Source organism: Streptococcus sp. 1F3 (genome assembly GCF_054968985.1).
This window is the reverse complement of sequence record NZ_JBUEQR010000060.1, coordinates 14,872-37,712: the sequence shown is the minus strand read 5'-3', so window position 1 is coordinate 37,712 and position 22,841 is coordinate 14,872. Positions and strand designations below refer to the sequence as shown.

Genomic DNA, 22,841 nt, shown 5'->3' with positions numbered 1-22,841 from the left:
TTATCTTCTTTCTTTCTGCTTTTCTGCCTTTTTTGCTCGTCTTTTTGCCAAATATTCCTGACGCGCATCACTATTTCCAATGAAGCGTAATAGATTGAGAATCGGTGTCCTATTTTCTCCAAAAATCCCAATCAATTCACTGAGGATTTCTACTCCAAGTAGCAGAGCTACCATCAAGAGAAGCCCTCCCAAGCGACTCGATACATTTAAAAGCAAGGAGATGAGAGAAAAGATAAAGGAAATCGCATAGATAACGAGTACCGTTCCTCGATGGGTTAAGCCGAGTGACAAGAGGCGATGATGCAGATGCATACGGTCTGCTTCGTAAATTTTTTGTCCGGATAAGGTTCTGCGAATAATTGCTACCAGCGTATCGGTAATCGGTACTCCTAGAATAATCATCGGTGTCACCACAGCAACAGCTGTAGAATTTTTCAGCCCCTGAAGCGATAGGACCCCAATCATAAAACCAATAAACAAGGCTCCCGTATCTCCCAGATAGATAATCGCTGGATGATAGTTATAAGGCAGAAATCCAACAATGGCGGCGACTAAAACAAAGACTGTCAAGGTCAAGTAGAGATTACTGTCATGGAGGAAAAAATAAGATACAATTCCCATGGTAGTAAGGGAAATAATGGATACACCCGATACAAGACCATCGAGACCATCGATGAGATTAACCGCGTTCGTAATCGCTACAATCCAAAGAATGGTTAGACAAAAAGAAAGCCAAGATGGAAAGTGAAGCATTGGCCCACCAAAAGGAATCTTAAAATTATCGAAGCGAAATTCAGTAAAAATCCAAATAATCGTAGCTGCAAGAAGCATCCCTACCATCTTAGGCAGGGGACGTAGCTCCTTGATATCATCAAGCAAGCCGGTCACAATGATGATACTGCTAGCAATAACTAGAGGTAAAATGTAGTCGATATAGGTTCCTCGTGGACCGATGCGTGTCACCATCAAGGGCAAAAAGCACATGGTCGCCAAAAAGAAAGCTAGGAAAATGGCTAAACCACCGGCAGTGGGCATGGGTACCTTATTAACACGCCGTGCATTTGGATTGTCTACTGCCCCGATTCTAAGTGCCAAGAAACGAATCAAGGGAGTTGCAATAACGGAAACCATCATTGTCAGCACAACGACAATAATGTACTGTAAAGCAAAGGGAATCATACCAAGCTCACCTTCCCAAGCTCATCAATGGCTCCAACTGGAAGCAAAAGAACCCCGTGTTCTTGGAGGACTGCACGCGTGATAGAAGCATCATCTGCATGCTCTAACATCCGCGATAAGATATAATCTGGATAGAAGGTCGAACGATTTTCAATATTGATTAAGACCGTCATATAATAACGTCCATTCATCTTGTAGAGTTCAGACTCCTCAATCGTAAAATCAACTAAGGAGACAAATTGAACTGCCTCTTGCAAACTTGCAAAATCCAGAATATAGTAAATATACTGGCGTTCCTCCCTATCAACCTCTTTTACTGCTACTTCATCATCAGCTTCTACTTGCTCCAAATGCTGAACTGCCCTGTCGTCTCCTAGGCTCTTTTCTCGAATCGTCTTTTCAAGTGTCTTTAGAAATTCATCTGGCGTCATTTGCGAGAGTTCATCCAAGTCTGCCATATCCGTAAAATCATCGAAATTTAACTGTTGCTCAATGTCTGACTTGGTAACAAATATATCTATCTTGTCTGGTTTTGGTGTCACGCGAAAGCTCAACATCCCACTTTCCCGGAAGGTTGCCGGTAAGTCCAATTCATCCAAAACCGCATAGAAAAACTCTTCTGTCTTTTCCTGTGGCATTAGAAAATCTGCGATCTCCATTCCGCGATCTTCTAAGTCTTCCATTTTAATGGTGATTTTCAACGTTGAATCACTAATTTGTTTCATCTTCATTTCTTCGCTACCTCATACTCTTCCTTGTTGCTCAAACCACTATTTGAGAACCTGTATGTCATTCATTATACAAAAAAACAGCCTCTTTTACAAAAGAAAAGAGAGAGGACAGAACAGAAAGCACTGGACAAATTCTTGACTTCATCAGCCTGTCTTTTCTGCTTCCCAAGCCATAAGAAAAGCGATCCTCTATAAAAATCAACATCTAACTAGACAACGAACACATAGATAGAACATACTGTTCATCAAGCTAGGTCGATAAGGTCAGAATGATTATTGACGAGGGGTGAGGTATACTTCACCCGACTGCACCTTTACTGCTCCAAGCACTTGTCGCCTAGCTCTTATCGTCTTTTATGCTCTTTAAAAATCAAAAGGATCCTTCGTCCACTTGCCTTGGTGAACGCTCGTTCTACCTTGGGCTTCGATTAGAAGGAAATGAGCGGTACTACTCTCATTTCCAACCTTTCACAATTCTTAATGGTGAAAGCTAGTCTACTTTTGATTTTTATGGAGTATTGGTTTCTCTTTATAATGAATGTGGACTAAAAATGTTCGAAAAAAAGAGAGTATCGGATGTTTATCGAACACATCGGCACTCTCCTCTTTTTCTTAGCTCTTGACGTCCTCATATCTTGATTGAATTGAACTCGAGCTAAGCACTGTGTGAAAAAGATAAATCTTCCTAGAGTTTACCAACTCTTCGGCAGATTTCCTATTTTCACTTTGTGCTTTTAACGCTCTCGTATCTTAATTGAGTTCGGAAAAAAGACCAACAATGAATAAGAGACAGAACTTGTTTTATTGGCGGTAGCTAGCTGACTATTCCCTCTATTTCATTTGTGACTAGCCTAGCTAGCTTCGCCGGGGTCTCACGACGAAGTTGCAAGCAACTTCTGTTCGGTCCCTATTTTTCATTCGCTTTTTTAACGCCCTCGTATCTTGGGTTAATTGAACTCGGACTAAAAATGCTAGAAAAAAGATAGGCAGCTGTTTCGGCTTTAGCCGATTACAGATGGAATCCCTTTAGGGGCTGAAAACCTCCACTGGAGCTTTTCACTCGTCAAATTTTCTATTTTGCTATAGCCGTTGCGAACTTTGTTCGCTTACGGATATAGATGCCTTTGGTACGCTTTGAGTTCTTAACGGGCTTTGTATCTTGGTTAAACTGAACTCGAGCTACAACTCACTGAAAAAAAGACCAATCTCATTGGTTGCAAGCCACCCTGCTTCGATTGTCTATTTTTTCTAGGAGTTGTTTTACGCTCTCGTATCTTAATTGAACTCGCCCTAAGCTCTGTGTAAAAAAGATAAACTTTTGCTAGACCCAAGCGTCTTCGAAAAGTTTCCTATTTTTACTTTGAGTTTTTAACGGGCTCGTATCTTATTGTAATTGAACTCGGGCTAAAAGCTCGGAAAAAAGATAACTTCTTCTAGAAGCTCCAGCTTCTGCGAAGAACTTCCTATTTTTCATTCGCTTTTTTAACGCCCTCGTATCTTATTTCTAAAAGAACAGGGTTCCTAAATAATAAAGGACTAAGAGTGTTCCTAGGGCAATTCGGTACTTCCCAAAGAAGGTAAAATCATGTTTCTTCACATAATCGGTCAAAAAGCGAATCACAACCAGTGAAACTCCAAAGGCAGTCACCATCGCAAGCAACAACAGCAACCACTGACTTGCCGTCACATTCAAGCCTTTTATAAAGAGTTTCATCACTTTCAACAGGCTGGCTCCAAACATAATCGGAATACCTAGGAAGAATGTAAATTCCGTCGCTACCTCACGGCTGGTTCCAAGAAGAATACCTCCTAGAATCGTTGCCCCGGACCGACTGGTCCCAGGAATCAAGGCTAGAACCTGAAATAAACCGATATAGAGGGCTGTCTGATAAGGCATCTTACGCAGGGAGGTCACCTGTGGCTCACGATTTTTCTGCCATTTTTCAACATAAATAAAGGCTAAACCGTAAACAATCAACATCAAGGCAACAACAATAAAATGATACAGATGCTGATCTAACCAATCATCAAATAAAAGCCCCAAAATAGCTGCTGGCAAGGCCGCAATCACTACTTTTGCCCATAATTGCCAAGTCAGTCGAACATCACGACTTGATTTCCCCGGCTGAAAAGGATTGAGCCTGTCGAAGTAAATCACCATAACAGCTAAGATTGCCCCTAACTGAATGACGACATTGAACATCGAAGTAAAGTCAGTACTTACATCTTTAAAGGAGACAAATTCCTGTACCAAAATCAGGTGCCCCGTGCTGGATATAGGCAACCACTCCGTTATTCCCTCTACAATTCCAAAGAAAATCGCTTTTATAATCTCAACCAACATTGTTTACTCCTTTTTATTGCCTGTGTTCTATTGATACTCCTCAACAATCAAGAGAAGCCCTTATCAACTGAATCCCGTGACCTACTCATTTCTTACTCATCCAGTATCCATACAGCTTGCTACTAACCATTTTGAGGAATTTTCCCACTTTATCACAAAATCCGAAAATGACGGTGTTTTCAGACCAGATACAAACGTTTCCACTACTTTAAAATAGTGAGTTCATACTATCTCATTCCCATAAAAGATACCAAACATTACGCCTTTCATTATACCACAAACCAGAATGAAAGCGTATCTTTTTTCGATTAGTTTGCAATCTGTCAGAATTTTTTATACAATATAACTACTTTTGAAAAAGGAGAGACTATGAAAAAACGATTGTTAGTACTACTTACAGCATTCATGGCTGTTTTTTGTATCCGTACAAATGCCCAAGCAGATGACTACCTACGTGTCGGAATGGAAGCTGCCTATGCACCTTTTAACTGGACACAAGAAACAGATGAAAATGGGGCTGTACCGATTGAAGGAACCAGGCAATTTGCGAATGGGTACGATGTCCAAATCGCCAAGAAGGTTGCGGACAAAATGGGCAAAAAAGTCCTTGTTGTAAAGACAAAATGGGAGGGACTCGTTCCTGCCTTAACCTCTGGAAAAATCGATATGATTCTCGCAGGAATGAGCCCAACAGAAGAACGCAAGAAAGAAATCGCCTTTTCTTCTAGCTATTACACTTCTATTCCAACCCTTGTCATGCGCTCAGATAGCAAGTGGGCTGATGCCAGCAGCATTCAAGACTTCACAGGAGCTAAGATTACTGCCCAACAAGGGGTCTACCTCTATGAATTGATCGATCAGATTGACGGTGTTGACAAACAGACAGCTATGGGAGACTTTTCCCAGATTCGTCAGGCTCTTGAAGCAGGTATCATTGACGCCTATGTATCCGAGCGTCCTGAAGCTCGCACAGCTCAAGAAGCCAACCCTGCCTTTCACATGGTAGAGTTGGTAGACGGCTTTGAAACCCAGGCAGAAGATGTGACGATCGCTGTTGGTATGCGTAAAAATGATGGTCGCATTGCAGAGGTCAACCAGATTTTAGAAGCCATCAGTGAAACAGATCGACTGGCTCTCATGGACAAAATGATTGCCCAACAGCCAATTGAAACGACAATAGAAGAAGTAAAACCATCTTTCCCAGTCCAAGTCTGGAATATCTTGGTCACCAACTGGCAACCGCTTCTACGTGGCACAGGTATGACCCTGCTCATTTCAATCCTGGGAACGATTATTGGAACGGCTATCGGTTTGTTGATCGGGGTCTTTCGTACTGCTCCTAAAGCAGGGAACAAAGCGCTTGCCTTCCTCCAAAAAGCCCTTGCTATCCTTATCAATGTCTATATCGAAATCTTCCGGGGCACACCGATGATTGTCCAATCTATGGTGATCTACTATGGAACAGCCCAAGCCTTTGGATTGAATCTCGATCGAACCTTGGCTGCGATTTTTATCGTATCCATCAACACCGGTGCTTATATGAGCGAGATTGTCCGCGGTGGAATCTTCGCAGTAGATAAAGGTCAATTTGAAGCAGCAACTGCTCTTGGCTTCACCCATAGCCAGACCATGCGAAAGATTGTCTTACCACAGGTTGTCCGCAACATCTTACCTGCTACGGGCAATGAATTTGTCATCAACATAAAAGATACCTCTGTATTGAATGTTATTTCCGTAGTAGAGCTTTACTTCTCTGGAAATACCGTAGCAACTCAAACCTACCAATATTTTCAAACCTTTACCGTCATTGCTATCATCTACTTTATCTTGACCTTTACAGTCACTCGCATCTTACGCATGATTGAAAAACGCCTTGATACTGACACTTATACGACTGGTGCAAACCAAATGCAAACGGAGGTTCTTCATGACTAATACAATCTTAGAAATCAGACATCTAAAAAAAGCTTTTGGCAAGAATCTAGTTCTAAAAGATATCTCTATGACCGTCAAAAAAGGAGAAGTTATCTCCATTATCGGCTCTTCTGGTTCTGGGAAGTCCACCTTCTTGCGTTCCATCAATCTCTTAGAAATGCCAAGTGAGGGAGAAATCCTCTATCATGGTGAAAATGTATTGACAAAAGGCTACGATTTGACCACCTATCGTGAAAAATTAGGAATGGTCTTCCAGTCGTTCAATCTGTTTAATAACTTGAATGTCTTAGAAAATGCCATCGTTGCCCAAACGACTGTCTTAAAACGTAGCCGTACTGATGCCGAACAAATCGCCAAAGAAAATCTCAACAAAGTCGGCATGGGAGAACACTATTGGACTGCCAAGCCAAGCCAGTTATCAGGTGGACAAAAACAACGAGTAGCGATTGCCCGTGCCCTCTCTGTTAATCCAGAAGTCATTCTCTTTGATGAGCCAACTTCCGCCCTCGATCCCGAAATGGTAAGCGAGGTCTTAAAAACCATGCAGGACCTTGCCAAGTCAGGTTTGACCATGATTATTGTAACCCATGAAATGGAGTTTGCCCGCGATGTTTCAGACCGTGTCATCTTTATGGATAAGGGGCTCATTACCGAAGAAGGAAGCCCGCAACAAATTTTTGAACATCCACAAGAAGCAAGAACGAAAGAATTTCTACAACGCTTCCTAGGTCATACTCTTTCAGTCTAAAAATATCCCCTACTCTTCAATCATCTAGAAGATAATTGAAAGTTGGAGATAAGGAAACGGAGTTTCCACAATCCTTGAAGTAATAAAAGGGAAACGGAATGAGTATATCAGCTCCCAGAAAGGTTCAAAAAGCATTCTATAGACATCCGACTTCTTGCGCAACACTAAAAATACCGGCTAAAAATATAGCCGGTATTTTACTATATTTAAGAGTAAAAGAGGAGATACACTCCTCTTTCTCGCTCTTAAAATTAGTTCTCAAATTTTTTATGATTTTTGTCATAAAAATCAATAAGCCCCAAAGCGGTAGCAAATGAAATGTTGTCAATCTTTGCGCGACCTTGTGCAAGGGCAATAACTGACATCTCACGTGCGTTTGTCTCTTTACTGATGCGATATCCAGTGATTTTTTTATCGCGTACCCAACCGACAACTGCGGCCACTTTTTCATAACTAGTCATGAGAAACCCCTTTCTTTTTATTCGTACAGTTTCAGTTTATTATATCCTGCGGAACTTGTCAAGTAAAATGTACAATAAATAAGTATTATTTTGCTATTATTTTGCTTTTAAAGCAGATAATATCTGAGTGCGAATGTCTTCCATTCCCTCAGGACTGGCAGGTAGGAAGATCGTACTATTTCCTGTATAAGAGAAATTATTCAAGGTATCCAGATATTGGTTGGTCAAGAGAATAGCCATAATTTGCTCCTCTGATAAACCAACATCAGATTCCTTTAATTCTTTAATCGAATCAGCCAGACCATCCACAATCGCTTTTCGCTGTTGGGCAATCCCTACACCGTGCAGACGATCTTTTTCAGCCTCTGCTTCTGCGGCTGTCACGATCTTAATTTTATCGGCTTCTGCTAGTTCTTGAGCTGCTGCACGCTTCCGTTGGGCAGCATTGATTTCATTCATCGACTGCTTGACTTCTGCATCTGGCTCTACCTTGGTAATCAAGGTTTTTACGATAATATAACCGTAGGTAGACATTTCTTCTGCCACTTGTTTTTGGACTTCAAGGGCAATCTCATCTTTTTTCTCAAACAATTCGTCCAAGGTTAATTTCGGAACAGATGAACGAAGGGCGTCTTCGATATAGGACTTAATCTGTGCTTCTGGACGCATGAGTTTGTAGTAGGCATCTGTAACATTGTTCTCATTGACCCGGTATTGAGTAGCCACATTCATGGTCACAAAGACATTGTCCTGAGTCTTGGTTTCAACTACAATCTCACTTTGGAGCAGGCGCAGTTGAATACGAGCAGCAATATGGTCAATTCCAAACGGTAAGCGCAGATGAATCCCACTCGTGCTTAACTTCTGGTATTTACCAAACCGTTCAATGATGACAACTGATTGTTGACGAACGACATAGAGCGAACTTAGGGCAAGCACTGCTGCCAACAAGATGATGATAATCAACAGAATACCAAGAATATTGATAACCATATGTATCCCTCCTTTTCTTTGGATAGTATTATACTATTTTATCCAAGAGTTGACAAGTAAAAGTAGGGCATTTTTACAAAAATGTTAAACGCTTACACAAGTAAACTATAAAGTGTCTCATTTCCTCTCAGATTGATAAAGGATGGGTCGAATCTTTCCATGCGCTCAATCAAGCCTGCGTAGCCATGCTTATCAGCCAGAGCCACTCCGATGAGAACAGGACCCGTGCCTTTACTCGCTCGTTTAATATACTCAAAACGCGTAATATCATCATTTGGTCCCAAGATGTCTGTTACAAATTCTCGAAGAGCTCCTGGACGTTGTGGGAAATTTACAACAAAGTAATGCTTGATACCGTCATAGATGAGCGCCCGCTCCTCCATTTCTGGCATGCGGTTGATATCGTTATTCCCCCCTGAAATGATGCAACAGATCGTCTTTCCCTTGATATACTCACTCAAAACTTCCAGAGCTGCAATACTGGCTGCACCTGCCGGTTCTGCTACTATTCCTTGCTTAGAATACAGATCAATCAAGGTTTCAGAAATCAAGCCCTCATCAACCCCAATCAGATTTTCTACATGTTGACGGGTGACTTCATACGTCAACTGCCCTACTTTTTGTACTGCAATTCCGTCCGCAAACTTATCGATTTCCTTTAACTTAACGGGACCACCTGCTTCAAAGGCAGCTTTCATGCTGCGTGCCCCTTCAGCTTCCACACCAATGACTTCAATAGCAGGATCTTTTTCCTTCATGTAGGTGGCAACCCCTGCAATCAGCCCACCACCCCCAACTGGGACTAGTATGGTATCAAAGTTGATAGATTCACGCTCTGCCTCTTCCATGATTTCATAGGCTACTGTTCCCTGACCAGCTTGCACATTGACATCATCAAAAGGAGCGATAAAGGTCCGATTTTCACGCTCAGTAAAGTCCTGAGCTGCTTTGGCAGAGGCATCAAAGGTATCTCCCACCAGCTTGATGTCCACCATATCACCACCAAAGAAACGGACTTGTCCAATTTTTTGCTGCGGTGTGGTAATCGGCATGAAAATTGTTGCAGGAATTTTCAACTCATTACAAGTAAAGGCCACCCCTTGGGCATGGTTCCCTGCACTTGCACACACTACACCACGTTTTCGCTCCTCTTCATTCAACTGGGAAATAGCATAGTAGGCACCACGAATCTTAAACGAACGTACACGCTGGGCATTTTCACGTTTGAGATAAATCTTTGCCCCATATTTTTCTGATAAATAGCGATCATAATCTAATGGAGTATAGACCACTACATCTTTCAATACCTTATGAGCGCGTACAATGTCCTTAGCTGTTAACATAACGTCTCCTTTTTATATCATTGGTCTCAAAAACTGTATTCACAGCTCATTCTTTTGTAAGACAAAAGCATTATATATGAAAATAAAGTGAGAAAAATTGCCTTTCTAGCACCAATTTCTCTCACTTCCTCTATATCCTTGCCTTACTCTTAATTGTAGATTTTAAAAGCATCGTCATCATTTTTACCGACGAATGGCATCGCTTTGCGAAGCTCTGCTCCCACTTTTTCAATTTCAAGTCCAGCAGCTACTTTACGATATTCTTCCATACGTGGACGGCCTGCTTTATAATCTTCAACAAAGTCATTGGCAAATTTACCAGATTGAATGTCTGCAAGAACACCTTTCATGTTCTCCTTGACTTGATCGGTAATGACACGAGGCCCTGATACATAATCCCCAAATTCAGCAGTATTTGAGATAGACTGGCGCATCTTCTTAAAGCCACCCTCATAAATCAAATCGACAATCAATTTCATTTCATGAAGCACTTCAAAGTAGGCAAGTTCTGGCGCATAGCCTGCCTCTGTCAAAACTTCAAATCCTGCTTCCATAAGAGCTGTCAAACCACCGCAAAGAACCGCTTGTTCACCGAACAAATCTTCCTCTGTTTCTTCTTTGAAACTTGTTTCAAGAAGTCCCACACGGGCTGAGCCAACACCTTTTGCCCAGTCCATCGCGATATGTTTGGCATTGCCAGTCGCATCTTGATAGACCGCATAAAGAGCTGGCACACCAAATCCCTCTTCAAAGGTACGACGAACCAGATGACCCGGACCTTTTGGCGCACACATGAAAACATCTACCTCTTTAGGAACCTTGATAAAGCCAAAATGAATATTAAAGCCATGAGCAAATCCAAGTGCATTACCTGCTTCCAAGTGTGGAGCGATGTCGGTTGTGTAAAGATCCGCCTGGATTTCATCTGGCGCAAGAATCATGATAACATCTGCCTGCTTAGCTGCTTCTGCTACTTCAAACGTCGCAAATCCATCTTCTTTTGCCTTATCAAAGGACTTACCAGCACGTACACCGATGATGACATCGTGACCTGTATCACGCAGGTTTTGCGCATGTGCGTGTCCCTGTGAACCATACCCAATCACAGCAATTTTTTTACCATCTAGTGCTGCTACTGTTACATCTTTTTCGTATTGCATTTCTACTGCCATCGTTTTTCTCTCTTTTCTATTTTATTAGTAGAAGCCCTATTCACACAGTTCACATACCCACAAGAGAACCGCCTTAGAGACGACTAGGATTCGCTTTAGCCTGCTTTCCTCTCTCCTATATCAAAGAACTACACCAGTGAATACCACTTCTTAATCTCTGCTAAAGCCTGTTGCTCCTGTACGAGCAATGTTTTTGATGCCATAGGGTTGAATAACCCGAAGCAAGGCTTCAATCTTATCTGCATCCCCCGTCATCTGAATAGTAATGGAATGGGGTGCTACATCAACAACACTCGCTCGAAACGGTTGAATAATGGCTAAAATTTCAGCCCGTTTCGATGGAGGCGCTACAATCTTAACCAAGAGTACCTCGCGCTCCAAATGCGGAATATCAGTGATATCTCGCACGCGAACAACATCGATCAAGCGATTGAGCTGTTTGATGATTTGCTCTACCTCATCCATCGTTTTGACATCAATGATGACGGTAACCCTTGAAATTTCAGTAATTTCAGTAGGACCTACTGAAATCGATTCAATGTTAATCTGTCTACGGGACAAGACTCCTGTAAAGCGATTCAAGACCCCAGATGAATTTCTCAATTTGGCTGTTAACATCCTACGCATTGAACTTCACCCCCAACATTTCTGCATTACTCTTGCCTGCTGGAACCATTGGCTGCACATGCTCTTTATTGGAAATATGAACCTCAATCAACATCGGTCTATCTTCTTTCACAACCTCTAAATCTTCAACCAATGTATCTGGATTGCTACAGCGGGCATAACCGATTCCATAGGCTTCTGCTAAAAGTCTGAAATTCGGCTCCGCATCAAAGACCGACTGACTGCGGCGTTTGTCATAGAACGATTCCTGCCACTGACGGACCATGCCCAGCGAGTGATTGTTCAATAGGATCACCTTGATTGGCACGCCGTAGCCATTCAAAATCGCAAGTTCCTGATTGGTCATCTGGAACCCACCATCGCCTACAAAAAGGACGACTTCTCGGTTTGGATTAGCCAATTTGGCACCGATAGCTGCTGGAATCCCAAAGCCCATCGTCCCCATCCCACCGGAAGTAATGAGCTGGCGAGCATGTTTGTAAGGGTAGAACTGGGCTGCCCACATTTGATGCTGCCCTACATCGGTCACTACGATAGCATCGCCCTTTGTCATCTCCCCAATCACTTCAATGACTTTTTGGGGCTTGATAGATGCCTTATCTTCATCGTAGCCGAATGGAGCTCGACGTTTATTGTCAAGGACATGACTTGTCCATTCTTCGTAATTCGTCTCTATTTTTTCTAAAGCCAGTAGGGCTTCAAGAGTTGCCTTGGCATCTCCGACCACTGGAATCTGTGTCTTGACAACCTTCCCAATCTCAGCTGGGTCTATATCAATATGTGCAACGGTCGCATGGACGGCAAAGGTGCTTGGTTTCCCCGTTAGGCGGTCATCAAATCGGGCACCAATATTAATCATGTAATCTGCCTCTGTCAATGCCATATTTGACGCATATGAACCATGCATTCCTCCCATACCGAGCGATAATTCGTGCTGAACTGGCATCGTTCCTAGCCCTAGGAGGGTTGAGACAACTGGAATCCTATAGCGCTCTGCAAAGGCGATCAACTCTTTACTAGCATCTGCATAATTGACCCCTCCTCCTGCCAGAATAACGGGCTTTTTGGAAAGTGAGAGTTGCTGCAAAATCTTCTTAACCTGCAGACCATTGGGGATAACCGTTGGCTGATAGCTTGGTAAGGAGACCGTATCATCATAGTAAAAATCGACAACGGTTTCCTGAATATCCTTTGGAACATCGATGACAACTGGACCAGGACGGCCTGTTGTTGCAATATGAACAGCCTCTGTAATCACTCGGGGAATATCTGCCACATCCCGTATCTGATAATTATACTTGGTAATCGGCATGGTCATTCCGATAATATCTGCCTCTTGAAAGGCATCTTTTCCGATTCCACCTGTTGCGACCTGCCCTGTAAAGACCAGTAGCGGCACGCTGTCGCCCATCGCATCGGCAATCCCTGTGATCGCATTGGTAGCACCAGGGCCACTTGTCACAAGTGCAACACCTATCTTCCCTGTAGATTTGGCATATCCTTCTGCTGCATGGGTCGCCCCTTGTTCGTGACGGGCTAGTATATGCTGAATCCCTTGAAAACGATAAATTTCATCGTAGAGAGGCAAGACAGCCCCACCTGGATAACCAAAAATAACATCGACGCCTAATTTTTTCAAGGTGTCTAGTATTAGATAGGAGCCCGAGCGGGCTTCCTCTAATTGAATTTGATTCAACGCTCTTCCTCCTCTCATCTATCATCAACTAGTTAGTTAATATAGTACCATGTTCTTGCTCAAAATACTAGATAAAAATAGCTCATACTCTATAAAAACCAAACACTAACAAGGCAAGACAATCACGAGCCGAACAACAAATCAACAGGTGAGTTCCAGACATTAAGGTTTCGTTTTTAATGAGTTATGTACTATCATATCACAATGATAGCTAAAGTCAATAGAATTTTCTGAAAATTCCTAACTTTGTTTGATTTCTTAAAGTTTCCTAAAAAGATTGATGAATCAGTCCGTATTTTAGCCTCCTTTTAGATTTTTTCAGTATAGTAATCGGCATAAAAACGAACGAGGTGATTCTATGTATACGATTCTAATACCAGCCTATCAACCAGATGATAAGCTCCTCACCCTACTCAAGGAAATCAAGGAGCGCTTAGCCTGCAAGGTAATCGTCGTAGATGACGGCTGCACCGGAGCTGCAAGAGCCATTATCGAGACTGCAAAAAACTATGCTACTGTCCTCCACCATTCTCGCAACAAAGGAAAAGGACAGGCATTAAGAACCGGCTTTGCCCACCTCCTCACCCTCAAGGAGGAGACCACTATTGTCACGGCTGACGCTGATGGACAGCATGCGATTGCCGATATAGACCGCGTGGCTCATGCAAGCCTCCGTCTACCTGGACACTTGATTTTAGGCAGTCGTGAGTTTACCCGAGACATTCCCTTTCGAAGCCGATTGGGCAATCGCTTGACTCGTTTTCTCTTTCAACTGCAGACAGGTGTCAAGCTTAGCGATACCCAGACAGGACTGCGTGCCTTTTCTAGCTCTTTATTGTCCAACCTGCTTTCTATTTCTGGAAACCGCTACGAATATGAAATGAATATGCTGACCGAGTTGAGCCAGCAGGTTCCAATTATCGAAATTCCGATTCAAACGATTTACATTGACGACAATGCCAGCTCCCATTTTCGTCCCATTCGGGATAGCCTCTTGATTTACCGCAACCTCTTTGCCTTTGCCCTTACCTCTTTTAGTGGCTTTTTGGTAGACTATCTCGTCTATATTCTGATGCTCCACCTGCTCACTTTTCTTCCTATCGCTTCACGCGTATTTATAGCCAATACCCTCGCACGCGTAACTAGTACCCTCTGTAACTTTTCCCTCAATAAATACCTTGTCTTTCAAAATACAGATAGCTTACGAAAGACTGGAACAGGCTACTTCCTCCTTGCCCTCTGTCTTTTTCTAGCTGATACAGCCCTGCTCTATCTTTTCTATCAGATTCTCGGAGTCAATCTCTACCTGGTCAAGATTCTTGTGGGAGTCCTACTCTTTGTAATCTCTTGGATCATTCAACAGCAGTTTATCTTTCGTGAAAGGAAAACCATTACCCATGAACTTTTTTAAAAAACCATTTGTCTACGCAAGTCTAGTAGGCATGATCCTTACAGGTGGATTTATCTATTCTATGCTCAAAACATTCGTCTTATCCGAAGTTATTTCGACTGTTCCGTCCACTACTTCGAGCATTAATCAGACTGAAGCGAAAGCTGCTACTCAAGCAACTACTACCGAAACTAGTTACAGTGACGACCATATTCAGGCTCAAGTCGAGACGATTCGAACGAATGATACAACCGTCTATGTCGCCGATATTCAGCTCAGCTCACCAAACTATCTCAAAACAGCTTTAGCTCAAAATACCTTTGGTAGGAATGTCACCGCCAAAACCTCTACTATTGCAAGAGAAAACAATGCTATTCTTGCGGTCAATGGCGACTACTATGGAGCCAATTCCACTGGTTATGTCATCAAAAATGGGGTCCTCTATCGAGATACCGTACGCGATGATGCAGAAAATGGCGATTTGGCAATCTACGCAGATGGCTCTTTTCACATCATCTACGAAAATGAGGTTAATGCTCAAGAATTGCTGAATGACGGAGTTGTCAATCTCCTTGCCTTTGGACCTAGCCTAGTTGAAAATGGACAGATTACTGTCGGGCAACACACTGAAGTCGGACAAGCCATGGCTTCTAATCCCAGAAGTGCTATCGGTATCATTGACAACCAACACTACATCATTGTGGTCTCTGATGGACGAACTTCCGAAAGTCAAGGGCTAACCCTTTACCAGCTAGCCCAAGTCCTCCAATCCTACGGAGCCAGGACTGCTTATAACTTAGACGGTGGCGGATCATCCACTCTCTATTTCAATGGTCAAGTAATCAATAACCCCACTACTCGGGGAACTATTTCAGAAAGGGCGGTGAGCGATATTGTCTACATCGGTTACTAAATTATTTACAGCACGCACCAAATCAACCAGCCTAACCTATCTCAGTTTGACTGGCTTTCTCTTTCTCTTTAGCCGAATCTATGAACAGCTAAGTTATGGAGAAGTCTCTTTCTTCATGCACTATCTCTTCCTCGTTCCCCTCATCGGCAGTAGTCTACTCCTCATTATCTTAAGCCTCTATCCACAGCTCTCACGCTTAAGCTTTAACCTTTGGAATTCTGGAGTAGCTACCCTAACGACCGGCTTTCTCCTCAGGGGAATCATCAATCTATCCGGACGCTCTACTACCCTTGACCTTCCCTACTGGTCTATTGGAGGGGGCTTGTTGATCCTATCCATACTCGCCATGCTCCTTCCAACCTCTTCAACTACCTAGCGTGATGATAGCTTGCCTCTACTTGCCTGTGGAGACATAAGAGGGACTGAGAACCTGCATTCACAGGCAAAGTGCTTTCTTATAAGAGATGTTTTTTTACCAAATACGTTGCTAACAAAAAATTTATGCTATAATATAGAGAAGACTAGACGAAAGAAGGACTTCCTATGCCAGAAAACGATACTCGTAATCCATTCAAACACCGCAGCTCTGTCTATGACTCCATGGTCAAATCTCCCAACCGTGCTATGCTACGTGCGACAGGAATGACCGATGAGAGCTTCGACAGTCCGATTGTGGGCGTTATATCGACCTGGGCTGAAAACACACCCTGTAATATGCACTTGCACGACTTTGGAAAATTAGCCAAGGCAGGAGTCAAAGATGCGGGCGCCTGGCCTGTACAGTATGGAACCATTACCGTTGCAGACGGGATTGCCATGGGAACACCTGGAATGCGCTTTTCGTTGACCTCACGTGATATTATCGCAGACTCAATCGAAGCAGCTATGGGCGGTCATAATGTAGATGCTTTCGTAGCGATTGGAGGCTGTGATAAGAACATGCCTGGATCCATGATCGCTATTGCCAACATGGACATTCCAGCCATTTTTGCCTATGGTGGAACCATTGCTCCTGGTAGCCTAAACGGAAAAGACATTGATCTGGTATCTGTCTTTGAGGGAATTGGAAAATGGAACCATGGTGATATGACTGCAGAAGAAGTCAAGGCCTTGGAATGCAATGCCTGCCCTGGTCCTGGTGGTTGTGGAGGTATGTATACAGCCAATACCATGGCAACAGCTATTGAAGTTCTGGGAATGAGCCTGCCTGGATCTTCCTCACACCCTGCTGAATCACCAGAAAAGAAGGCAGACATTGAAGAAGCTGGTCGCGCAGTAGTCCGCATGCTACAAATGGGCTTAAAACCGTCTGATATCTTGACCCGAGAAGCCTTTGAAGATGCTATTACCGTCACGATGGCACTGGGGGGATCTACTAATGCGACGCTACATCTCCTTGCCATTGCTCACGCTGCCAATGTTGAATTGACCTTGGAAGATTTTAATGATTTCCAAGAACGGGTACCGCACTTAGCAGATTTGAAACCATCTGGAACATACGTTTTCCAAGATCTCTATGAAGTTGGCGGTGTCCCTGCCGTTATGAAATACCTGCTCAAAAACGGCTTCTTGCACGGAGATCGCATCACCTGTACCGGCAAGACCGTAGCTGAAAACCTAGAAGCCTTTGATGACTTGACTCCAGGTCAGAAAGTCATCATGCCACTCGACAATCCAAAACGGGCAGATGGGCCACTCATCATCTTAAAAGGAAACCTAGCACCTGATGGAGCGGTTGCCAAGGTTTCAGGTGTGAAAGTCCGCCGCCATGTCGGGCCTGCCAAGGTCTTTGACTCCGAGGAAGAAGCGATCGAAGCAGTTTTATCTGATGATATCGTAGATGGTGATGTCGTCGTTGTCCGCTTCGTCGGTCCAAAGGGTGGGCCTGGTATGCCAGAAATGCTCTCCTTGTCGTCCATGATTGTCGGCAAAGGCCAAGGAGATAAGGTTGCCCTCATCACAGACGGTCGCTTCTCAGGCGGTACTTACGGTCTCGTTGTCGGTCACGTTGCCCCTGAGGCACAGGTCGGTGGACCAATCGCCTACCTCCGCACCGGTGATATGGTAACCGTTGACCAAGATACAAAGGAAATCACGATGGCTGTGTCGGACGAAGAAATTGAGCGCCGGAAGACCGAGACTACTTTGCCACCACTCTATGCACGTGGAGTACTTGGAAAATACGCCCACATCGTATCTTCTGCTTCAAAAGGAGCTGTAACAGACTTCTGGAAAAGAGAAGAAACAGGGAAATAAAAGGAAAGCTCACTACAACTCCAATTCAGATGAAGTGACATAGATATAGAGAACACTCTCCTAGCCTCTTATTTTCAGGTAACAGACTAAAAGAACGTGCACTCATCAAATTATGTCCAAGTTTCATTGTAAAGAGTGTAAGATGAAGAAGAACCCAATCAACAAATGATTGGGTTTTCAGAGAGGTAAAAATATGAACTATGCAGTTGAACTAACCCGCTTCAAGGTCAAGGAAGGAAAATCGTCTGTCGTTGATGAATGGATGAATTTCTTAAATAGCCATATGGAAGAAACCCTCCTAACCCTTGAGGGTGAAAAAATGTATGTCGAAACGATCTTCAGAGAAATTCTAGACGATCAAGAATATCTCTACTGGTACTCTGTCCAAGGCATAGGTGGCATCACGGTTGAAGAATCCGATTCTGAAATTGATAAAAAGCACCTTGAATATTGGGCAGAATGTATTGATGAGACCTTTGGCTTTAAAGACCTAGATACACAGGTTGTAATGATTCAAAAACCAATTGTAGAAACAATAGAAAGACTGGAGGAACAGAATGATTGAAGAATACCAAATAGCCCAAGAAGCACTATACCCTAATGAGGAACGTCGTCAGATGCTCTATTTAAAAAATGCCGTCCAGGCAAAGAATATCCACATAGGTGAATTTACCTACTATGCGCTAGAGCGCGAGAATGAAGATTTTCAGCGCGATAATATTCTCTATCACTTTGAAGAGCGTGGCAAGCTAAGCATCGGAAAATTCTGTAGCATTGCAAATGGCGTTGAAATTATCATGGGAGCAGCCAACCATAGTATTGCAAGCATCTCCTCTTATCCCTTTAATCTCATCAGCGACAAGTGGAGCCAAAAACTAGGAATGACCGCAGCTGATATGCCAGATAAATATAGCACTATGATTGGAAATGATGTGTGGATCGGGCGTGAAGCGACCATTATGCCTGGTGTTACCATTGGTGATGGTGCAGTCATTGGAAGTCAAGCAGTAGTGGCTAAAGATGTTCCAGCTTATGCCATCGTAGTTGGAAACCCAGCCCATATTATTCGTTATCGCTTTGACGAAGAAACGATTGCGTTTTTGAAAGACCTAAAATGGTGGGATTTTAGCCCTGAACAGCTAGATAAGGCTATCCCTTACCTAACCTCTGTACATATCAAAGACTGTCGAGAAGCCCTAATACTCTTGAAAAATCAAAAGGATACTTCATCAACTTGCCTTGGGGAAGGCTAGTTCTACCTTCGGATTCGATTATAAGGAAATGAGCGGTGCTACTCTCATTTCCAACCGTTCACAATTCTTAATTGTGAAAGCTAGTCTACTGTTGATTTTTATTGAGTATAAGGCAAATAAAAAATACAAAGGGCGTAAAAAAGCACCCAGTAAGCTGTGTACTGTCTGACTTACTGGGTGTTCTTTATTTCGGACTAATGCCCAAGGTAATGCGGCCAATGCGACTGATCCTAGTCATCTTCCAAGCAGGGAACCAGACGACTTCAATACCTGCATTGTCAATGCCATCAATTTTCTTTAAAGCATCAATTAGTTCATCGGGTAGGGTTTCAGAGCAACTACAGCCTGCATCTGTAAAGGTCATGACCACCTTACAAAATCCCTTTTCATCTAGACTGATTTCATAAATCAAGCCAAGATTATAAATATCGAGTTCTATTTCTGGGTCATAAATACTTTCTAAGGTCTCAATTAGCTGATCCTCAAGCGCCAAGGCGCGGTCATTGATTTTTATATCGTCTCTCATATTCCACCCCACAACAAGATTTTTTGATTGATACTTACCTCTATCAACTATTTCCTTTTTGAGCGTTTCTTAGGCAATGGAGAAGCAAGCCCTGCTTCGCCCTACTTCATTTCTAAAGTATGGCTACTATTTTCTCATATTTTCTACTGTTTTTCAAGAATGATTGAAAACTTTTCAAAACAACAGCCCCTGAGTTTCTCCTCACTTCCTTTTTTCAAGCTCGGGAAAAAACAGTCCACTGGACTCTACCTCGCTTTTCATTTTTTAAGCTCAGGAAAAAACGGTCCAGTGGACTCTACCTCGCTTTTCATTTTTTAAGCTCAGGAAAAAACGGTCCACTGGACTCTACCTCGCTTTTCATTTTTTAAGCTCAGGAAAAAACGGTCCACTGGACCGTTTTTTTACCCTTTATTTTCTAATGTACGTAACATTTGATCAATCTTGTTCCCATATTCAATGGATTGGTCTTTTTCAAAGACTAAATCCGGGATTTTATACAAGGTGAGCTTACGACCAAGTTCCCGTTTTATGGTTCCTTTTGCCTTTTCAAGCCCTGTCTGTGCTTTTTGATTATCGGAAGCCAGATCACTCATGATAGAGTAATAGACTTTGGCTACCGACAAATCACCAAGCATTTGAACATCGGTTATCGTGACACCTTGAACGCGTGGATCACGAACTTTCTTTTGTAAAATCTCATTGACTTCACGTTTGATTTCCATCCCCACACGATCTGTACGAAAATGATGTGCCATAATCTTTCCTCCTGTCTATGCGTCAAACTCCTATTTTGCTGTAGCCCTTGAACTTTGTTCACTCTACGGCTACGGAAGAAACTATCCAGTGAAGAGTTTCTTCTCTTGGTACACTTTATGCTCTAACAGTCTAAGGATAGACTGCTAAAGATGGGAAATAAAGCGAGTGAAACCCGTGTTAAACACTCTTATATCTTATTTTTTAATTTCTTCCATGATGTAGGCTTCGATGACATCATCTACTTTGAGGTCATTGTAGTTTTCAATCATCAGTCCACCTTCACGGCCATTGGTCACTTCCTTGACATCATCTTTAAAGTGTTTCAAGCTGATCAGTTTTCCATCGAAGATGACGACACCGTCACGGATAACACGGACACTGGAGTCACGAGTCACTTTTCCGTTGATCACCATAAATCCACCGATTGTGCCCACTTTTGAAACTTTAAAGGTCTCACGAATAAGGGCTTCCCCGATGATCTTCTCTTGGTACTCAGGATCAAGCATTCCTTTCATCGCATCTTCCATTTCCTCTATGACCTTATAGATAATACTATGGAGACGGATTTCTACATCATCCGTTTCTGCCTGCTGGCGAGCCTGCGGTGTTGGACGTACGCTAAATCCAATGATAAACGCATTAGAGGCTTCCGCTAGGGTAACATCAGACTCATTGATAGCACCGACTGCTGAATGGACGATATTGACACGGACACCTTCTACCTCAATCTTTTGAAGTGAGGAAGAAAGCGCCTCAACTGAACCTTGTACATCTGCCTTAATGATGACATTAACGGACTTAACTTCACCAGCCTTAAGGGTATCAAAGAGATTTTCAAGACTAACACGTTGGGTGACTTGACGTTGTTTCAAGAGGGCACGCTTCGCACGCTCTTCACCTGCTGCACGCGCTGATTTTTCGTCTTCATATACTGCAAAATGATCACCTGCCATCGGTGCTTCATTCAAACCAGTAATCGAAACGGGGGTAGAAGGTCCTGCCACCTTAACCCGGCGACCGAGATCATTGGTCATGGCACGAACACGTCCGAAGGTATTTCCGACAACGATTGGGTCTTGTACATTCAAGGTCCCTTGTTGGACAAGAAGGGTCGCAACTGCACCTTTTCCTTTATCCAAATGTGCCTCAATGACCGTACCAATCGCACGAACTGTTGGGTCTGCCTTCAACTCTTGGATTTCAGCAACTAAGAGAACTGTCTCTAGCAATTCATCAATATTTTGATTGAATTTGGCTGAAATTTCAACAAATTCACAGTCTCCACCCCAAGCGGTTGAGATAACCCCATGCTCTGCCAACTCCCCGATGACACGTTCAGGATTTGCTCCTGGTTTATCAATCTTATTGATTGCAACGATAATAGGAACATTGGCAGCTTTTGAATGGTTGATTGCTTCGATGGTCTGGGGCATCACACCATCATCTGCTGCAACGACCAAGATAGTCAAGTCTGTGACAGACGCCCCGCGCGCGCGCATGCTAGTAAAGGCAGCGTGCCCCGGTGTATCAAGGAAGGTGATTTTCTTGCCATTTTCTTCGATTTGGTAGGCACCAATATGCTGCGTAATCCCTCCTGCTTCTCCCGTTGCAACACGTGAATTTCGAAGGGTATCTAAAAGAGTGGTCTTCCCGTGGTCGACGTGTCCCATAATGGTCACAACTGGTGGGCGTTCTGCCATTTCCTCTGGATTAAGATAGCCTTCTTCTACAAAGAAGCGCTCGATATCTGCACTATCGACCTCTACTTTTTCTTTGGCTTCGATTCCGTAATCCACCATTAACAATTCAATGGTATCTCCATCTAGGGATTGGTTTTGGGTCGCCATAACTCCCATCATAAAGAGCTTCTTCACAATTTCAGCTGGTTCACGCTTAATCCGTTTTGCAATTTCTGCAACGGTCATACCAGCTGTGTATTCAAACTCAGTTGGCAATTCGTGGAACTTCCGTTCAGTGATAGGTTTGGCTGCTTGGTGCTGTTTGCCTTTTTTGGCTTTCTTGTTTGGATTCCAGTTACTATTTCTTTGATTTCTCACTTGATTTTGACTATTTCGATTCTTTTGTTGTTTTCTTGGACCATCTTCTTCGTGATCAAAATCATCACGGCGTTTATCTGGTCGAGCCTGTTTTTTCCGACGCTTATCCGTAGTAGAGCTAGCTTCAACCGCTGCAGGTGTTGGTGCAACCTTTTTCGGTGTTGCTTCTACTACAGGTTCTTCAAATTTGATTTCCTTTGGCTTTTGTGGCTGCTTCTTTGCCTCTTGTGCTTGGCGGAAACGTTCTTCACTTGTCCGTGCATATTCCTGTAATTGCTCTGCTTTCAGAGCCGCTGCCCGAGCCTTGAAATCAATTTTCGCACGTGTCTCTTCTACTCTTGGAGTTTTTGGAGTACGGTTTGAGTTCTGGTTAGCTTGAGACGAACGCTTATCAATCCCTTGGTTTTTACCACCTTTACGCTCCTGTTCATTGGAGTTGCGCCGTGGTTTTTGATGTCCAT

General features: G+C 43.2%; 19 protein-coding genes and 1 pseudogene. 8 read left to right on the top strand and 12 right to left on the bottom strand.

All coding sequences use genetic code 11. The annotated features are described in order from the left end of the window. The 3 genes from ACVPON_RS05590 to ACVPON_RS05580 all read right to left on the bottom strand — a co-directional run bounded on the left by ACVPON_RS05590 (position 1) and on the right by ACVPON_RS05580 (position 4,254). The gene (locus ACVPON_RS05590; RefSeq protein WP_462876986.1) at positions 1–1,179 is read right to left on the bottom strand and encodes a glycosyltransferase family 4 protein; all 1,179 of its coding nucleotides are present in this window, start codon (positions 1,177–1,179) and stop codon (positions 1–3) included. Then, a complete protein-coding gene (gene mecA, locus ACVPON_RS05585; protein ID WP_462876984.1) occupies positions 1,176–1,910 on the bottom strand; it encodes an adaptor protein MecA in 735 nt (244 codons plus the stop codon). Before mecA ends, ACVPON_RS05590 begins: the two co-directional genes overlap by 4 nt. Positions 1,911–3,414: 1,504 nt before the next feature. Further along, positions 3,415–4,254 carry an undecaprenyl-diphosphate phosphatase gene (locus tag ACVPON_RS05580; protein ID WP_462876982.1) on the bottom strand — a complete coding sequence of 280 codons (840 nt, stop codon included), beginning with the start codon at positions 4,252–4,254 and terminating at the stop codon, positions 3,415–3,417. Between the two features lie 369 nt (positions 4,255–4,623). Here ACVPON_RS05580 and ACVPON_RS05575 point away from each other — a divergent pair, with 369 nt between their 5' ends. Next, complete coding sequence (locus ACVPON_RS05575; protein ID WP_462876980.1) at positions 4,624–6,189, top strand: ABC transporter substrate-binding protein/permease; 1,566 nt, start codon at positions 4,624–4,626, stop codon at positions 6,187–6,189. Beyond that, positions 6,182–6,937, top strand: a complete 756-nt coding sequence (locus ACVPON_RS05570) for an amino acid ABC transporter ATP-binding protein (RefSeq protein ID WP_462876978.1) — start codon at positions 6,182–6,184, stop codon at positions 6,935–6,937. The genes ACVPON_RS05575 and ACVPON_RS05570 overlap by 8 nt, the downstream gene beginning before the upstream one ends. Positions 6,938–7,188: 251 nt before the next feature. On the opposite strand, the gene ACVPON_RS05565 is transcribed toward ACVPON_RS05570, so the two are convergent. The 6 genes from ACVPON_RS05565 to ACVPON_RS05540 all read right to left on the bottom strand — a co-directional run bounded on the left by ACVPON_RS05565 (position 7,189) and on the right by ACVPON_RS05540 (position 13,229). Continuing rightward, the gene (locus tag ACVPON_RS05565) at positions 7,189–7,398 is read right to left on the bottom strand and encodes a capsule biosynthesis transcriptional regulator (protein WP_075098784.1); all 210 of its coding nucleotides are present in this window, start codon (positions 7,396–7,398) and stop codon (positions 7,189–7,191) included. Positions 7,399–7,494: 96 nt separating this feature from the next. Beyond that, on the bottom strand, positions 7,495–8,391 hold the full coding sequence (locus ACVPON_RS05560; protein ID WP_462876976.1) for an SPFH domain-containing protein: 897 nt from the start codon (positions 8,389–8,391) through the stop codon (positions 7,495–7,497). 92 nt (positions 8,392–8,483) lie between these two features. Further along, entirely contained in the window at positions 8,484–9,734 is a 1,251-nt protein-coding gene (gene ilvA, locus ACVPON_RS05555; protein WP_462876974.1) for a threonine ammonia-lyase IlvA, read from the bottom strand. Between the two features lie 149 nt (positions 9,735–9,883). Then, complete coding sequence (gene ilvC / locus ACVPON_RS05550; protein WP_462876972.1) at positions 9,884–10,906, bottom strand: ketol-acid reductoisomerase; 1,023 nt, start codon at positions 10,904–10,906, stop codon at positions 9,884–9,886. Positions 10,907–11,056: 150 nt separating this feature from the next. Further along, positions 11,057–11,533 (bottom strand): acetolactate synthase small subunit, encoded by a 477-nt coding sequence (gene ilvN / locus ACVPON_RS05545; protein ID WP_462876970.1) that lies wholly within the window; start codon positions 11,531–11,533, stop codon positions 11,057–11,059. Further along, entirely contained in the window at positions 11,526–13,229 is a 1,704-nt protein-coding gene (locus ACVPON_RS05540) for an acetolactate synthase large subunit (RefSeq protein ID WP_462876968.1), read from the bottom strand. Before ACVPON_RS05540 ends, ilvN begins: the two co-directional genes overlap by 8 nt. Positions 13,230–13,587: 358 nt before the next feature. Between ACVPON_RS05540 and ACVPON_RS05535 the strand changes: the two genes are divergently transcribed. The 6 genes from ACVPON_RS05535 (at position 13,588) to ACVPON_RS05510 (ending at position 19,041) form a co-directional block, all read left to right on the top strand. After that, positions 13,588–14,640 (top strand): glycosyltransferase, encoded by a 1,053-nt coding sequence (locus ACVPON_RS05535; protein WP_462876966.1) that lies wholly within the window; start codon positions 13,588–13,590, stop codon positions 14,638–14,640. Continuing rightward, positions 14,627–15,532 carry a phosphodiester glycosidase family protein gene (locus ACVPON_RS05530; RefSeq protein WP_462876964.1) on the top strand — a complete coding sequence of 302 codons (906 nt, stop codon included), beginning with the start codon at positions 14,627–14,629 and terminating at the stop codon, positions 15,530–15,532. The genes ACVPON_RS05535 and ACVPON_RS05530 overlap by 14 nt, the downstream gene beginning before the upstream one ends. Next, positions 15,513–15,908, top strand: a complete 396-nt coding sequence (locus ACVPON_RS05525; protein WP_462876962.1) for a hypothetical protein — start codon at positions 15,513–15,515, stop codon at positions 15,906–15,908. Before ACVPON_RS05530 ends, ACVPON_RS05525 begins: the two co-directional genes overlap by 20 nt. A gap of 167 nt (positions 15,909–16,075) precedes the next feature. Beyond that, the gene (gene ilvD / locus ACVPON_RS05520; protein WP_462876960.1) at positions 16,076–17,788 is read left to right on the top strand and encodes a dihydroxy-acid dehydratase; all 1,713 of its coding nucleotides are present in this window, start codon (positions 16,076–16,078) and stop codon (positions 17,786–17,788) included. A 193-nt stretch (positions 17,789–17,981) separates the two neighbouring features. Next, positions 17,982–18,353, top strand: coding sequence for a DUF6176 family protein (locus ACVPON_RS05515; protein WP_462876958.1), 372 nt, complete (start codon positions 17,982–17,984; stop codon positions 18,351–18,353). Then, positions 18,346–19,041, top strand: a complete 696-nt coding sequence (locus tag ACVPON_RS05510; protein ID WP_462876956.1) for a CatB-related O-acetyltransferase — start codon at positions 18,346–18,348, stop codon at positions 19,039–19,041. The genes ACVPON_RS05515 and ACVPON_RS05510 overlap by 8 nt, the downstream gene beginning before the upstream one ends. A gap of 184 nt (positions 19,042–19,225) precedes the next feature. On the opposite strand, the gene ACVPON_RS05505 is transcribed toward ACVPON_RS05510, so the two are convergent. From ACVPON_RS05505 to infB, 3 genes and pseudogenes are all read right to left on the bottom strand, one after another. Continuing rightward, the gene (locus ACVPON_RS05505) at positions 19,226–19,567 is read right to left on the bottom strand and encodes a metal-sulfur cluster assembly factor (RefSeq protein WP_462876954.1); all 342 of its coding nucleotides are present in this window, start codon (positions 19,565–19,567) and stop codon (positions 19,226–19,228) included. Positions 19,568–19,968: 401 nt separating this feature from the next. Further along, complete coding sequence (gene rbfA / locus ACVPON_RS05500; protein WP_462876952.1) at positions 19,969–20,322, bottom strand: 30S ribosome-binding factor RbfA; 354 nt, start codon at positions 20,320–20,322, stop codon at positions 19,969–19,971. A 195-nt stretch (positions 20,323–20,517) separates the two neighbouring features. Beyond that, positions 20,518–22,695, bottom strand: a pseudogene (gene infB / locus ACVPON_RS05495) (translation initiation factor IF-2); the annotation flags it as partial. Positions 22,696–22,841 lie beyond the last annotated feature (146 nt).